The organism is Maribacter spongiae (assembly GCF_047345125.1).
Classification (GTDB): Bacteria; Bacteroidota; Bacteroidia; order Flavobacteriales; family Flavobacteriaceae; genus Maribacter.
This window is the reverse complement of sequence record NZ_JBLFEQ010000013.1, coordinates 25938-39034: the sequence shown is the minus strand read 5'-3', so window position 1 is coordinate 39034 and position 13097 is coordinate 25938. Positions and strand designations below refer to the sequence as shown.

General features: G+C 36.9%; 13 protein-coding genes. 2 read left to right on the top strand and 11 right to left on the bottom strand.

Annotated elements, in window-relative coordinates:
• Positions 1–763 precede the first annotated feature (763 nt).
• The 11 genes from ACKWB9_RS14525 to ACKWB9_RS14475 form a co-directional block, all read right to left on the bottom strand.
• Entirely contained in the window at positions 764–2446 is a 1683-nt protein-coding gene (locus ACKWB9_RS14525) for a PorP/SprF family type IX secretion system membrane protein (RefSeq protein ID WP_414003744.1), read from the bottom strand.
• Positions 2447–2551: 105 nt separating this feature from the next.
• A complete protein-coding gene (locus tag ACKWB9_RS14520; RefSeq protein WP_414003743.1) occupies positions 2552–3790 on the bottom strand; it encodes a TolB-like translocation protein in 1239 nt (412 codons plus the stop codon).
• Between the two features lie 472 nt (positions 3791–4262).
• On the bottom strand, positions 4263–6470 hold the full coding sequence (locus ACKWB9_RS14515) for an Ig-like domain-containing protein (protein ID WP_414003742.1): 2208 nt from the start codon (positions 6468–6470) through the stop codon (positions 4263–4265).
• A gap of 566 nt (positions 6471–7036) precedes the next feature.
• Positions 7037–7501 carry a YHS domain-containing (seleno)protein gene (locus ACKWB9_RS14510; protein ID WP_414003741.1) on the bottom strand — a complete coding sequence of 155 codons (465 nt, stop codon included), beginning with the start codon at positions 7499–7501 and terminating at the stop codon, positions 7037–7039.
• 19 nt (positions 7502–7520) lie between these two features.
• Complete coding sequence (locus tag ACKWB9_RS14505; protein ID WP_414003778.1) at positions 7521–7802, bottom strand: M23 family metallopeptidase; 282 nt, start codon at positions 7800–7802, stop codon at positions 7521–7523.
• 131 nt (positions 7803–7933) lie between these two features.
• Complete coding sequence (locus tag ACKWB9_RS14500; protein WP_414003740.1) at positions 7934–8470, bottom strand: hypothetical protein; 537 nt, start codon at positions 8468–8470, stop codon at positions 7934–7936.
• A gap of 14 nt (positions 8471–8484) precedes the next feature.
• Complete coding sequence (locus ACKWB9_RS14495) at positions 8485–9351, bottom strand: M23 family metallopeptidase (protein WP_414003739.1); 867 nt, start codon at positions 9349–9351, stop codon at positions 8485–8487.
• Positions 9352–9569: 218 nt separating this feature from the next.
• A complete protein-coding gene (locus ACKWB9_RS14490; RefSeq protein WP_414003738.1) occupies positions 9570–10037 on the bottom strand; it encodes a hypothetical protein in 468 nt (155 codons plus the stop codon).
• Between the two features lie 78 nt (positions 10038–10115).
• Positions 10116–10886, bottom strand: a complete 771-nt coding sequence (locus ACKWB9_RS14485; protein ID WP_414003737.1) for a M23 family metallopeptidase — start codon at positions 10884–10886, stop codon at positions 10116–10118.
• Between the two features lie 167 nt (positions 10887–11053).
• Positions 11054–11443 carry a hypothetical protein gene (locus ACKWB9_RS14480; RefSeq protein WP_414003736.1) on the bottom strand — a complete coding sequence of 130 codons (390 nt, stop codon included), beginning with the start codon at positions 11441–11443 and terminating at the stop codon, positions 11054–11056.
• A gap of 14 nt (positions 11444–11457) precedes the next feature.
• Positions 11458–12411 carry a glycoside hydrolase family 19 protein gene (locus ACKWB9_RS14475; protein WP_414003735.1) on the bottom strand — a complete coding sequence of 318 codons (954 nt, stop codon included), beginning with the start codon at positions 12409–12411 and terminating at the stop codon, positions 11458–11460.
• A 7-nt stretch (positions 12412–12418) separates the two neighbouring features.
• On the opposite strand from ACKWB9_RS14475, the gene ACKWB9_RS14470 reads away from it, so the two are divergent.
• Together ACKWB9_RS14470 and ACKWB9_RS14465 are read left to right on the top strand one after the other, a co-directional pair.
• A complete protein-coding gene (locus tag ACKWB9_RS14470) occupies positions 12419–12631 on the top strand; it encodes a hypothetical protein (RefSeq protein WP_414003734.1) in 213 nt (70 codons plus the stop codon).
• Between the two features lie 19 nt (positions 12632–12650).
• Positions 12651–12887 carry a hypothetical protein gene (locus tag ACKWB9_RS14465; RefSeq protein WP_414003733.1) on the top strand — a complete coding sequence of 79 codons (237 nt, stop codon included), beginning with the start codon at positions 12651–12653 and terminating at the stop codon, positions 12885–12887.
• The last annotated feature ends 210 nt before the right edge of the window (positions 12888–13097 follow it).

Genomic DNA, 13097 nt, shown 5'->3' with positions numbered 1-13097 from the left:
TAAAAAGTATTGTCCTGTGTAGTATCCGGGGGGATAGTTTTACAGGGGTTAGTATTGAGTAAAGTCTGGGCCAAAACGTCTATTAGACAATCTTAAAACAAAAAAATAGGGGTTATATCCATCTGAAAAATCAAACAGAAATTATCCGGTTCAAATAGTTTTATCCGAACTGTGGACGGGCATTAAATCGACCCGGTTCATGTATCCATGAACTACTAAAATTTTGTTTTGGAAACTGTTAAGCTATCCCTGGGTAAAATGAAATCCGAAATGAAAATACATTTTATAAAAGAGCGGCTTGAAAATTGCGCTAAGACGAATTCTAAAATCCGAAAGTGTTCTCACACTCTCGTCCATATCTATAACCGAATTGTTACTTGTAAAGAGAGGTAGGTAGAAATTTTCCATGTTCTGGGGGATTTGGGGTTAATACTAATTGTCTCTAACATTCACATTGGGAATTTACTTATTTATGAAACACATCGGACAAATGTGTGATTTTTTTCGTTAAAATGCACAATTCGATAGCATTTCATCGGATTTTTGCTGTTTTCTGTTTTAGAAAACCTTAACATTTACCATAAGTATATTTCACCCATAGCACTTTAATCGAAAAAGGAGGGGGCCCAGTTATCCCCCCGGATACTACCCCTCCTTCTGTCGACAATTTACTCAAACATAGAAATACTAAAACCTGATGTCGTACCTATAAATTATCCTTGTTCCGTTATGTAATTTGTTAAATCGGTATTCTCTTTTGTCCTTAATATTCATCATCTTCAAATGTATTGGAAACCGTGGCCATGGAATTATCGACCTGCATGATCCATTTTTCATCGCGGTACTTACCGTTCATATCGGATACAAATGCAGTTTGTGCATCTTGTTTATAGTCATAATCCGCCAGATACACATAATGCAATCCATTCTCTTTATTGTAAAACTGCTTGGCCTTGATTCCCTTTTTCTTTAAATCGTTTATAAAGGCATTTAAATACTTTTTATTGGAATATACATTGGCAATGACATAGTATCCGGACTTTACACCAATAATATCGGATTCTCCCAAAACCTTTATGGGCAGCTTTGCAAAGTTCTTTCTTCTTTCTTCATTGGCGAAGGCCTCTTTAATATCTTCCTGCATATCGTTGGACACCAATACCGTATTTTCTTCTTTGCTAAATTCGCTCAAGTTAGATTTGATACTGTTCTTGACATCATTCCTCAAAAGCCTTACTACGGTCTCAAAACGTTGTTCGAAGGCTGCGGTACGTGCTTCTTCAATAGAATCCTGTCTTAGGATCAATTCGTCCAAGATCATACGGTTTTGATAGGCCAAAGAGCTTTCTTCCCCTGTGGGGCCCGGTATATTTTTTCTTTTTGTTTTCTTTTTCGCCCTGTCCCTTTCCGCAATAAGGCTTGCAATCTGTTCTTCGTAGTTTCGGACAATACGGTCTATCTTACTATCCTGCGATGCCTCAACATAAATGTTTCCGGAGATACCTTCTTCCTTAAATTTATAGGCCAGGGAAAGTTCATGGTTCCATCCTAAATTGGCATCTTCCCGGGAAAGGTCTTTTTCCATTAGATATCCCAGGGACATCTTTTTGCTTAAATTGAAGCCTATTCCTGCAGAAATGCCATACTCATCGTCTATTGTTGTTTGAAGCCATCCATATTTGGGCAAATCCAGCAATAATGACCCTAAATAGGACAGGCTGCCATCCTCGTTCTTACCGATCTGTGCCAACGGCATTAACCGGGCACTCTCGAACAGCCCTCTACCTGCCGTAAAATTATGGGTGTACTGTAAAGATGCACTTATACTATTCACATTTAAATTGGTCAAAAACTCATTGGTCGTCTGGTTATAGCGCAACAGATCTTTGGCGTAAAGACCAAAATCAAAATTCCCAACGGAAAGATTGATTCCCGGTTGAACGGCGATCTTACTTTCTTTTCTTGCTTCCGCCACTTCAGGATCGTTTTCTGTGATCACGACCCTATTTTTATCCAAACCCTGGTTAAAATAGGTAACATTGGTTCCAAAGGCGAGTTTGGTCTTATCTCCCAACCTTACGGATGTGGCATAATTGGCATTAAAGCCGAATTCCTGTATGACACCCGACCATTGACTATAGACACCGATACCCAAGGCCGTTCTTTCATTCAGCTTATTGCTAAATCCTATAAAATAGTTTTGACTGTTATCATCAAAAGTAGCATATTGGTTTCTGTGGAGTATATTTAAATAGGACTTGTTTTCCCTTACCAATGAAAAGGTAGGATTGATCAAGAACCGATTAAAAAACAATTGATTGTGATAGGTACTGCTCGAACTTAGGTCGGAACCGGTTTCCTGGGCAAATACCGCTAAGTTTCCAAGAACCAACATAAAAACAAGGGGGAAACCTATTTTTCTGAATATTGTGTACGTATAGTCCATTTGAGTAAATTTTTATGATTTGGGTAAGTATCGCCTTCAAAAGTCTTAATCTTTTGAATAGTAACCATCAACTAGATCTGGGGGTATCTATTTGATGTATTTTGGTCATTCATCTTCGAACATATTGGAGGAATAGTTTATCCGGCCGTTGTTGGCAGCCTCCAATAGGTGATAATCTTTTTCTATGGCACCGTCGCTATGGCCAAGATAGGAAAAGGCTATTTTTTGGGCATTGTTTCCTTTTTTACCTCTATTTGAAACTACATAGCCCATCCCGTTCTGTTTTTCAAAGTGAATTGAAAAGTCATCTCTTACGCTATTGACCGGACTGCCCAAGTTTATGGCCAGGCCAACTTTACGTTGTTCTATCTGCACCATAAAAACATCGAGCCCTCCGTATCCCTTATGGCCTTCGGAAGCAAATACCAATGTATTATTTTCCATGATCTTAGGATACATATCGTTCTTTTTTGTATTTACCTTTTCGCCTAAATTTTTAGCAATACCAATGCTGCCATTCCGGCCTATATTGGAAACATAAATATCATATTCCCCAAAGGTGCCGGGCATATTGGAGGCAAAGAAAAGTCGCTTGCCATCTACGGAAACCGTAGGATGCAAAGCGGAAAACCCGTTAGGGCAAAGTGGCAATTCCCTGATGGTTTTCCACTCACCGTTTACCTTGTCCGCCTTATAGATTCTATGGACCAATTCTTTTTTGGAAAAAATGCCGGTAACAGGTTTCACATAGGTCGCTTTACTAAAATAGGCAGTATTCCCGTCCTTTGTTACCACAACCGGGGCATTGTAGTTCATTTTTGCCGTCGGGTCCGTATCAAAAGGTTCCTGAACCCCTAAAGAAAGACCGTCTCCAGCAGTCTGAAATTTCAAAGGCCGAAACGTGTCCCTAAAAGAAACACGTTTCTCCCGATAAGGAGCTGCTTTGGTCATCTGGTAATCTTCCAGAATCAGCTCTGTCCAATTTTCATCTTCCTCTTGTGCGGATTCCCGGGAACCATCTATTTTAGATAGTGCATAGTCATATCTTTTTTGATAGTTCCGTTCCAGGGTACCATTTTGGGAAAGTTCTATGAGTTTTCCGTACCAAAAAAGTGCGGTCTCATATTTCTTGGATAAGAAATTGGCGTTTCCCAGGTCTTCATAAATCTCCTTTTCCGTATAGCCCAGAGATTTTAATTCCTGAAAATTTTCAAGCCTTTTATAGTTCTCTTCCAAGAACTGATTTTTGTCCGAGTAGACCGATGCCAGTTGAGCGGACAGAGAACTGCACAGCAGACATAAAGCCAAACCCAAGACTGTCCTGTAATCTAAGATATTCCTCATGATAATGGATTTTGGGGGTTAACAGGTCAAAGTTCCGAAAGATTTTGGGCCAATACTTATTAATAATTCATAGGTTTTGGTTTTTTTATTCTTCGGTTATAAAAAATCAGAACTTATGGAAGGTTTCCCTGTTCAAATCGCCATTGCGCCATAATTATCATCTGGATAAGAATAAAAAAATGCATTCATTAAAATTATGGATCCTACATTTATCAAAAAAGTGAAAGGCCTACTCCATGGTAAAATTGCCGTATAAAAGAAAACCTTTTAGATCTGTGGTTCTAAAAGGTTTTATTTTTTATTGCTCTTATTGGCACTTGTTAAAAACGAGCGGTAGCCATTCTGGGGAACAGCGAAACTTTATACTCTCTCCTTGCTCGGCACGAGTTACAAATTAATCCCAGGAACTCAAATTCCAAACTGTCCGGTTTAGCGGGAGGAGGGCAACTTAAAGCAACTTGAAATCAATGGCTTACTGAAATAGAAAATCTCTAATTGGGATGTTAAAGTCGCCAGTCCTGGACTTGAACACCAATTGATACCAATCCGTGGCTTCTAGCACATTGGTTTGATTCTTCACCATCCTGTCAATATATTGATCATATGATGATATGGAACCATATGAAATCAGTTCCACCTTCTCTACTTTGATATTACCGCTCTGATGGGCAGATTCTATGGGGTGGGAAATACTTACGGGCAATTCAGGTATAATTACGGTACTTATGTTCTCACTGTCATACGTAATGTTCCAAACATAGGTAAGATTGTCGAAATCCACACACTGAACCCTACCCACTACATGTTCTGTTCCCTGCACAGCGATATTGATTTCATTATCGGAAATAGAATAGTCCAACGAAACATCCGGCACTGTGTAGGAAGCTAAGGGCCTTCCTTTGCGCTCGGTATAATAATTACCAAAATGGAGAGCATGTCTATATGAATAGAACGTTGAATTCAAGGTGTAATCCATAGGGGTATCTAAATTCCCTACCCGGTTCCAAACAAACATCTCGTGAAACTTGTTGGATACTTCATCTTCTTGTGACAAAGCTCCTGCAATACGCATAACTGAATTTGTATTGGCCAATATATTGGGCGAACTAACCACCAGCTGTCCGTTCTCAAGATTGTCATTACGCAAGTTGGCTTTGTCCAAGGTATAATCCGATGCCGGAGGGTAGGATATTAAGGTATTTTCGTATGTCGAAAGATCAAATACATACACTTGATCGAAAGGATCAAGATATACAGGATCCTCAGCGGTTGAAATATTTAAAAAATCTTGGGCCGTATCAAGATAAACGGTATAACTCGCAGGTGAATCATCTGTTGATTGAAAAAAACTATAGGAGGGACCGCTTTCGCCAATCAAAACATCGTTGGAAAGGAAATTAACAATGGGCACCTGCCTACCTGAACCATTTCCCTCTCTTCTAACCGGTTCTGCCAAGTTAAGTACGCCTGGATTGCCCCTTGTCAGATTTTGATGTGTTGTTATACTTGCCATACCTCCATTATCCTCCATAAAGAAAGAAACCATAAATTCGGTGGACAAGTCAAACGATTCCGGTACGCTGAGGATGATTTGTCGGTCCTCAGGGACAATCTCTTGCCAGACAACATTTGATCCGTCCATACGAGAAACAAATACAACTGCTGCCGTAATGGATGGGTTAATACGATTCTCGGGAATATTAATTTCAATAAGTCTGCGGTAAATGTTGGCATCTATTGTCATTGAAGATGTATTTCCCAATCCATCGATAGCGATAATTTCAAAAGTGCTTTCCCCGACCGAATAATTTTCGGGGTCGAATTCATAATTGATTGGTGCTTCTGAATCCGTAACGGTGAGCGTCTCGTCGTTGAACTTAATTTCAATTGAAACCACCTCAGAATATTCATCCGTTACAGTAGGATTCAATAGCAATACTTCATCGATGATGATTTGATCTGTTAGGTTTTCGAATGAAACCACCGGGCCAGAGTTATCTGTTATAAAATCAAGCTCAAAGATTGCCATATTACCGGCAACGTCCGTGGCCTCTATCTTGAGTATGTTCGAACCATCCGGTAAAACTGATGTATCGATGTTCGATTCATAAGGCTCCTCAATTTCGACTTGTGCATACAATTCTTCATTGAGATAGAGCATAATGGATTCTAGTCCCTCATTGTCCGAAACCAGAAATGAAAATGGGTTTGTGTTCCCTGTCAAAGTTGATTCAGGAATCAAAGAAACATCACTGACAACGGGTATTTCATTGTCCACATTAATTATTTGCTCTTTAGAAGTTGTGTTTCCCGCTCTATCGGTCGCTACAATCTCCAAGGTATAATTCTTATATTTTCCTGCAATTGATTTAGATGTGTATTGTGAAACATCAATAGTAATTAAATATGGAGCAGATGCATCCTCCCCCACTTTCTCACCGTCCAAAAAGGCCTCTATTTTATCTATGCCATTGGAATCTTCGGCCGATATTGCTATTTCGATTTTTTTACTCACTACAATGGGTGAGCCTTCTGAAATATTAGGAAAACCTTTGAATGTAAGATCCAAGACTGGGGGGGTGTTATCATTTTCTAGAGGGTCAATTTCTTCGTTATTTGAAGAACAGGCAATAAAGATAATGGAAATCACGAGCATTAATGCTCTCCAATAGTTAATCATATAAGGTGGTTTAAGTTTGGGAAACTAGCTAGTTGATTTAAAATTTAAATAGAAAATCCGACGGTTTTTCCATTGCGCAAATATATTAATCGAAATATACGAAGATTAAGATAAAATAACCTATAGTAAAAACTTTTAAATTTTGAGGATAGCCAGATAATGCCAATTTTAAAAATATCGTCATTAAGCCGACTTCTCCTATCTATACACAAAATAATACTAATGAATTGGATAAGCAAATGCGGCAAGTTGAAATTCTAACATCGTGATTCTTCATACTTTGACAGCTTCGAGAAGAAATTTCTTTGATCAATTTCAAGTTGGTCCATCTAGTTCAAATGATGATTAAACTCAGCCGTGTACTCTCTTTTTGGTTTTGACATGTTTCTAAATTGATTTTAACTGCAAACATGCTCTTTTCTAACAGTCCAGTCAAATGTAATAAGTCCAAATACTGTACATATCCTATATAAACACATCGATCCATTAAATCAAAAAACAACAAAGCATGCCGACCATATGGTCGGCATGCCAAGAATCTGAAAAAAGTAATCACAAATAAAACACTATTTCGTTTTTAAGCTTTTCCAATTCTTATTGGCCGTAGCCAATAATTTGGATTCTTTTTCAGAAACCCACAATTGTTTTGCATCGACCTCAACATCGTTCAAGAACAAATAATATTTTCCATTACTTACCACGAATTTGTTAGGGTCTACCCTAAACTTGGCACCGGCGTAGATACCAAAAGCGCAATAACCGCCATACTGTGGCATGTACTTTTCAGGATTGTTCTCAAAAGCCGTCTTTTGCTCCGCCGAAGTAAAATAATACGCTACTTTATTGTGAATGGATTTATATTGCTTAGATCCCCTTTGGGCAAGGCCCATGTCCAAGTAAGATACCGGGCTGTATCCCTGCAGACCGATCTTACTGTCATCAATATTGTTCGCTTTCTTGTCCTGTGCAATACTCATTGTACCCATTAACAAAGCTATTGCCACTACTGTTGTTTTAACTAAATTTTTCATTGATTTTCTTTTTAATTATCTAATTAAACGGCGTTCCTTTTCCAGTTTCTAAATCTATTTCTGATTGAAAGCTTTTTATAGGATCATATTTTTGACCATTTTTTCTGCCTCTCAAATGTAAATGAGGTCGGGCGCTATCTTTACTATTGGCATTACCTGTCGAACCTGTATAACCGACTATATCCCCTTGTCGTACTATATCTCCATTTGTATAAGGTTTCCCAGTATCAGGGTTTGTCGCTACTTCTGATAAATGCCAATATCCAAATTGATAATGAGCGTTCCCCTGAAAATGGGACAGTAAGTTAAGTTCACAAAAAGAAACTTAAATTTTCTAAATTAGAAACGTTGTAAAACAAAAAACACCGAAACCTTTAAATTTCGGTGTTTTTGCTTTATACACATACTGTTTATGTGACAATGCTATGCTGTTCAAAAATAATTTCCGTTAAAAGCAATATACTTTATCGAATCATTTTCAAAACCAAAAGCAAGAACATTGTAGTCTATAAAAACAAATAATGTATTATCTCCTTGTTGTTTAAAACCATTACCCCCTAAAGCAGTCTTTACCTTCGAAATAGAATCTCCAATATTAAAAACTTCAGTACCAATCGTGACAGAAACATCAGGATGAGTTAAATAAAACTCTGGTAATTTTTCATCATACACCTCAAAAGACACTTTTCCTAAATTATTCTTAAATACAAAATACCAATAAGTAGAATTTCCACCTGTATCTTCATTTGCAGGTTTATTCACCTCTTTTGTTAATGGTAAACTAAATGTTTGTTTAATTTCAGAAATAGTATAATTTTCTACACTTTTTTTATTACAAGCTGTATTTATTTGTAAAACTCCTAGATACAATTTATCATTACAATATGATAATGTATCACTTTGATCTTTTTCCTGCCCATTACATGAGATAATAAATGACAAGAACAATATTTTTATAAATGATTTCATAATTTGTTTATTTTTTAATTACATGGGTTAGTTGTATTACCAAATTCATCAAACTCAGATTGAAAAAAGTCTTTAGGGTCTGCATAATTTTTATACTGGCCATTTTTCCAATACTCTATATGTAAATGAGGTCCTCCACTACCAGGAGCTTGAACAGAGCCTGTCGCACCTGTGTAACCTATTATATCTCCTGCTTTAACTTCGGTATTTCTACTATGAATAACCCCTCCCTCTTGAAGATGCATGTATTGAATATGATACATCTGCCCATCTACAACAACCTCCAATCTGAATCTATTTCCTCCACTATTCGAGTCCAAACCATCTTCTTTTCGTTTATCTCTAAACTCGTTCCAATCAAGACCTCCCATATCATCTGGCCACGACGTAACAATATTACCTGTTATCTTCCCATCGTACGAGGCATAAATAGGAGTCCCTGGAGTTGCTGCTAAATCAACACCATTGTGATGACCTCCTCTTCCTCCGTAATCACCATTTACAGGTTTTCCATTTCTGGCAGAAATATCTCCAGGTGTTGGTAAAATTTTCATATCAATAAGTGGATTTGCCTTTTTTCCATCATCACTAACACAGGGTTTCTCATTATTACATTCCGTAGTTATTTCAGGATTCCCATCATCACAATCAGGCCCATGGGTTAAACGGTCCCAATTCTCCCCTGAATAGGCCGAAGGTAATTCTACCGTACGTATATGGGCCGAATGATACCCATCACCATCATTGTCCAAATACCGGTCCTTCTCATCCGGGTCGGTATTCGGTGGAACCTCCCATTCACCATCACCGTCTTCGCCCGTAGGGGAACCATCATTAATCCCATAATTATCATCTGGATAAGAATAAAAAAATGCATTCATTAAAATTATGGATCCTACATTTATCAAAAAAGTGAAAGGCCTACTCGATGGTAAGATTGCTGTATAATGTAAAAACCCTCTAGAACTGAAGCGCTAAAAGGTTTTTGTTATTTATCCTAATTCTTACCGCCACTAATTGCAAATTAGCGGTAGCCGTACTATGGAACGGTCGCAATTATTACTTACTCTCTACACTTATTTAGTAGGCAAAAATAAAATTATGTGAACACTACATATGAAATTTTTGATACCAATCCATTAGTGTCAAAAACAAATGAAATCGCTGCATAGTCCTGAAAACGAACAACTAAACGATCATTTATTTCTTCATGATTTTCAAATTTACTCTTTACCTCAGATTTACTAGCTCCAACTGTAATGCCATTAATAGATAACTTTGTGTCCTTTATAGTTATACTAGTTATTGCATGAGACTCATCCTTAAAGTCTATATAAGACGCCCCATACTTGTAGATATATGTATTGTATCCGAACTCTTGTACAATTTCCGACCCGCCTTCTGATATTGAATCTGGAGTACCTATTTTAGATATTATTTCACTTTGATTGAACTCACTAGAAATATTAAAATCATTAACAAAATATTCCTGAGCCGTAACTGTTTTACAAGAAATTAATATCGTTAAAAAAGCTAAGTTTAATATAATTTTAATTGTATTTTTCATTATCACTACGTTTATTAATCACAAGGCGCACCTTGTCCTGTTGTTGTATCTATTGTTGTGTCAAAGCTTTCTATTGGGTTATATCTTTGTCCATTTTCTTCCTCGTAAATGTAGATGGGGTCCTGCACTATCATCACTATTAGCATTACCTGTTGTGCCTACATACCCTATTAAATCTCCTTGAGCAATTGTATCTCCTGCTTTGTAAGGCTCTCCTGTATTAGGGTTTGTTTCTACTTCTGATAAATGCCAATACCCAAATTGATAATTATCTGAATCTACAGTAGAACTTATGTATATTCTGTTTCCAGCCCCATTTCTATCTCCCGTCCAAGTTCCTCTTTCATCCCAATCTTCACCTTCTGTATGGCTAGTAATAGAAAAATCAACCGTACCTCCATAGATTGAATAAATTGGAGTGCCTACAGAGGCTTCAAGGTCTACGCCATCATGAAAGCGTCCACGACCGTTACCATACAGCCCTCCAGGAATACCACTGTTTATTGTACCTAAAACCTGAATAGTATTCAAAGGATTTGCCTTTTTTCCATCATCACTAACACAGGGTTTCTCATTATTACATTCCGTAGTTATTTCAGGATTCCCATCATCACAATCAGGCCCATGGGTTAAACGGTCCCAATTCCCCCCTGAATAGGCCGAAGGCAATTCTACCGTACGTATATGGGCCGAATGATACCCATCACCATCATTGTCCAAATACCAGTCCTTCTCATCCGGGTCGGTATTCGGTGGAACCTCCCATTCACCATCACCGTCTTCGCCCGTAGGGGAACCATCATTAATCCCATAATTATCATCTGGATAAGAATAAAAAAATGCATTCATTAAAATTATGGATCCTACATTTATCAAAAAAGTGAAAGGCCTACTCGATGGTAAAATTACCGTATAAAACAAAACTTTTTAGATCTGTGGTTCTAAAAGGTTTGGTTTTTTTACTCTTACCGGCACTCGTTAAAAACGAGCGGTAGCCATTCTAGGGAACAGCGGAACTATTCTTTATTGTAAATAACAAAACCGCCATTACCCAAAAACCTAAGTGAAAGGGTACTTGAAGTAATACCATTAATTTCATAACAATAAATGTCCTCAGAATCTACAATATTAACCAACTTTAAATAACTTGTATATTGATCTACGTGAACTTCCTCTCCACATTGTGGACTTATATTACTTATAGAAAAAGTATATTCATCCTGTTTTTCATTATCATAAAACTCCATACATTTTCCATCAGGAGTAAAAACAAGTTTTAATTTAGGATCATTTTCTGAAACCCAATAACCTATAATTGAACTATTTGTGTTCGTAATACAAAAACCTAATACAGAAACAAAAGTTATTAAGCTTAATATACCCAATATAATTTTTTGATATTTCATTTTATATAAATTTATTATTTATAGTCTACGTTATTTTTAGCTTTATTAAATTGAGTTTTCCTATCTGTAAGACCTGTTGTCCCTCCATTGACTTTTTTTGTAACGCTTTTAACGGAGGTGTCACTATCAATGTCTATTTTATTCAAAACTCTTTTTTGATAAAACCATAAGGCACTCAATATAGCTATCTCTTTATCGGAAGATAATAGTTCAGGATTTGTAACAAAATTTTTATCAGAATCATATATTTCGTTATAAGCATTTGTAAAGCTCTGATAATTGTCTTTTCCTGTCAATTGAAATATGCCACGCCCTCTATACTTATAGCCATCTCCACTTGCTTCATTTCCATTACCCATTCTATTTGCATAAACAAAATTTGCTAGCTTAGACGAATTCTTAGTATAATCATCAGGGTCTTTTTTAGAAGAGTCTGTTTGCGAGAATCTACTAGGCCAAACTTGCTCTAATCTACTAGGAGTTGAATAGTATGTGCTTTCAGTACTTGTCAATTTATTAAACCCTCCTGTTTCATGCGATGCTTGGCCTAAAAAATGCCGTAATTTTTCTTTAGTATCAATTCCAAAATCTTTAGCTTTATCATTTAAAACATTAGCTAGTTTCTCTGAGTCGGAGTCGCTTAGATTAGAAAACGCTTTTTTTAAATCGTCTTTACTTGTATTATCATCATCATCATTACATTCCGTAGTTATTTCAGGATTCCCATCATCACAATCAGGCCCATGGGTTAAACGGTCCCAATTCTCCCCTGAATAGGCCGAAGACAATCCTACCGTACGTATATGGGCCGAATGATACCCATCACCATCATTGTCCAAATACCAGTCCTTCTCATCCGGGTCGGTATTCGGTGGAACCTCCCATTCACCATAGCCGTCTTCGCCTGTAGGGGAACCATCATTAATCCCATAATTATCATCTGGATAAGAATAAAAAAATGCATTCATTAAAATTATGGATTCTACATTTATCAAAAAAGTGAAAGGCCTACTCGATGGTAAAATACCCCAAGAGGTCATTATTGAGGATAAAACGGCTGTGGAACAAATGCGCCTTATACAGCAGCTCGATGAGGAAGACAAAAGCACTATCATGAAGATTATCGATAAGATGCTTACCACCAAAAAGTTTAAGGACTTCTTTAATAAAAACGTGGCTACTTTATAAAATAACAAAAACCCTCTTAGTGAATACTAAAAGGGTTTGTTTTTTTGCTTACTCTTACCGCCACAAGTTGCAAACTTGCGGTAGCCGTCGCTTTGACATACTATACCACAGCGGGGATAGTGCTTATGAGCAGATTGACAAAGAAACTTTACAACGTTTAAAAGATATACAAAAGCTATCTAAAGAAAGTAAAGAACACGTATTTGCTTTATTAGATGCCTTTATTATGCAAGCTAAATTACAAGCTATTTTATAAAACATAAAAAAACCAAACCCTCTTAGGGAAAACTAAAAGGGTTTGGTTATTTTACTGCTCTTAATGCACAAACAGTATTGTATTAGTTGAAACTAATTTCGTAAAGATTATAAGTTATTTTTAAAACTAGCAATCACCCAAAGTATCAAATAAACTATAAAAGGTAATATTCCCCACAAAACCAACTTATTACTGATTATATGCTTGAAG

What these genes read in the sequence shown, in the direction of transcription:
- ACKWB9_RS14525 (WP_414003744.1), bottom strand. Translation starts at nt 2,446, where the DNA reads ATGGACTATACGTACACAATATTCAGAAAAATAGGTTTCCCCCTTGTT.
- ACKWB9_RS14520 (WP_414003743.1), bottom strand. Translation starts at nt 3,790, where the DNA reads ATGAGGAATATCTTAGATTACAGGACAGTCTTGGGTTTGGCTTTATGT.
- ACKWB9_RS14515 (WP_414003742.1), bottom strand. Translation starts at nt 6,470, where the DNA reads ATGATTAACTATTGGAGAGCATTAATGCTCGTGATTTCCATTATCTTT.
- ACKWB9_RS14510 (WP_414003741.1), bottom strand. Translation starts at nt 7,501, where the DNA reads ATGAAAAATTTAGTTAAAACAACAGTAGTGGCAATAGCTTTGTTAATG.
- ACKWB9_RS14500 (WP_414003740.1), bottom strand. Translation starts at nt 8,470, where the DNA reads ATGAAATCATTTATAAAAATATTGTTCTTGTCATTTATTATCTCATGT.
- ACKWB9_RS14495 (WP_414003739.1), bottom strand. Translation starts at nt 9,351, where the DNA reads ATGAATGCATTTTTTTATTCTTATCCAGATGATAATTATGGGATTAAT.
- ACKWB9_RS14490 (WP_414003738.1), bottom strand. Translation starts at nt 10,037, where the DNA reads ATGAAAAATACAATTAAAATTATATTAAACTTAGCTTTTTTAACGATA.
- ACKWB9_RS14485 (WP_414003737.1), bottom strand. Translation starts at nt 10,886, where the DNA reads ATGAATGCATTTTTTTATTCTTATCCAGATGATAATTATGGGATTAAT.
- ACKWB9_RS14480 (WP_414003736.1), bottom strand. Translation starts at nt 11,443, where the DNA reads ATGAAATATCAAAAAATTATATTGGGTATATTAAGCTTAATAACTTTT.
- ACKWB9_RS14475 (WP_414003735.1), bottom strand. Translation starts at nt 12,411, where the DNA reads ATGAATGCATTTTTTTATTCTTATCCAGATGATAATTATGGGATTAAT.
- ACKWB9_RS14470 (WP_414003734.1), top strand. Translation starts at nt 12,419, where the DNA reads ATGGATTCTACATTTATCAAAAAAGTGAAAGGCCTACTCGATGGTAAA.